Genomic DNA, 1,618 nt, shown 5'->3' with positions numbered 1-1,618 from the left:
TGGCGGACATCCGTGAGGGCGCCTGGGTCGACAAGGATGGTCGTCCCCTCTTCGAGATCGGGAACCAGCTCGAGCACACGGGTCCAAAGCTCCTGCTGGTAGGCCCAGGCCCGCCGATAATCCTGTTGAATCATGAATCCGTAGGCGACCAGGAGGCCAGCCAACAGGCCGATGAGCACTTCAGCCACGGCCCGGCGGCGAAAGGACTCCGCCAGGGCCAGGAGCAGAACCAGGCCTACCCCGACAACCACCGCAGCACCTACGGCGGCTGCCAGGTGCACCCGGGTGTCCCGCCCGCTAATGGCGTACGCCCGAACTGTGAAGGTCAGCGGGTACGCCATCATGAGCATGATCAGCCCCGCCACCAGGAGACGAAGCAGCCTCGCCGAGGGCGGCGAAGCTTCAACCGTCTGTCGGGCATGGCGGAGGTCTCCGAGGAACCGCCGGACCGGTACACCGGCGGACGATGGCAGGCGCCTCACCAGCAACGCCACCGCCGCAACCGTGGCCAAGCCGAACAAGAATCCCTGCAGGGGAGCCCCCAGCAGAGCTTGAATCGGTCGGTAGGCGTATGTGCCGAGACTGACCAGCGGGCCCTGGAGCATGTGGGTCAGCGGGACGACAAGCACGGCCGGGAAGCCGATCTCCGTGACCCGCTCCTCGCCGATTGCGACCCGGATCGCGGTCGCGCCCGCCAACATGGCAAACAAGATCATGCCATGTGCAAACAGGGGTCTCCACGTCCTCCGCCACGGGCGATCCGCCAGGAGCGGGGCAGCCAGGAAGACCATGAAGGGCGACTCATAGGAGAAGAGGATCACTCCGGCCACGAGATAGGCCGCAATGCGATGGTCCGAGAGGTACAGATGGAAGGCGATCAGCAAGAGCGTGATCGAGGGCTGTGCCCCAAGGGAGTGGGTGTGGAACGCCTGGGTCGTGTCGGCCGAGAACAGCACGTAGGCCAACGCGGCCAGGAAGGCCAGCGTCGCCCCTCCCACCCTGCGCATGAGGAAATAGAACAATAGGATGTTGCCGGCGAAGATGACATAGCCGACAAGATAAATGCCAGGGATTCCCGCCAGACGGTAGCCGAAGTTGGAGAGGACGTAGATCAGGCTGTCGGAAAGGGGTCGGCCATGGCCGTACAAGTGGGTGATGTAGACAAACACATGTTCCCACAGTTGCCGGGCATTCATCTCGACCGCAGCCGGGATGATCGTGAGATCGTCCTCATACCAACCGAAACCCAGGATGTGCCAATACCGGGCCACCCACCCCAAGACGAGCAGGAATGCCAGGTGCCACGTCTGGGGAGCGCTTTCCGCCCCTGGAGCAGACGCCTGTCCGTCGTTCCCCATCACCTGGTCACCTCAAGACCTGGCGTTCGGGACGGGCTGGATCCGAGCGGCTGGTGAGCGAAAGGCCCCGCTCCCGCGATTGCTGTGAACGAGGCCTCCATCCTGGCGTCCTGGCGTCCTGGCTCGATGGCTCGCCATGCTCCGCGACAAGACCTGAGTGCCGCTTCGGGGGAGCCGATTGTGGAGCCTGGGCCTGCGCCCAGGCACGAGCGCCAGACGCGCCTGGCCGCTGCGGCGGAGTCAGCTCCTCCTTCACGATC

At 64.7% G+C, this 1,618-nt stretch carries 1 protein-coding gene; it reads right to left on the bottom strand.

The annotated features are described in order from the left end of the window. Positions 1 to 1,358, bottom strand: a 1,358-nt coding sequence (locus MUO23_00475) for a hypothetical protein (protein ID MCJ7511425.1), incomplete at its 3' end; no start/stop codon positions are given. Positions 1,359 to 1,618: the final 260 nt, after the last annotated feature.

This window comes from Anaerolineales bacterium (assembly GCA_022866145.1).
Lineage (GTDB): Bacteria > Chloroflexota > Anaerolineae > Anaerolineales > E44-bin32 > PFL42.
Note: the sequence above shows the minus strand (reverse complement) of the source record. Positions and strands in the feature narration are given on the sequence as shown.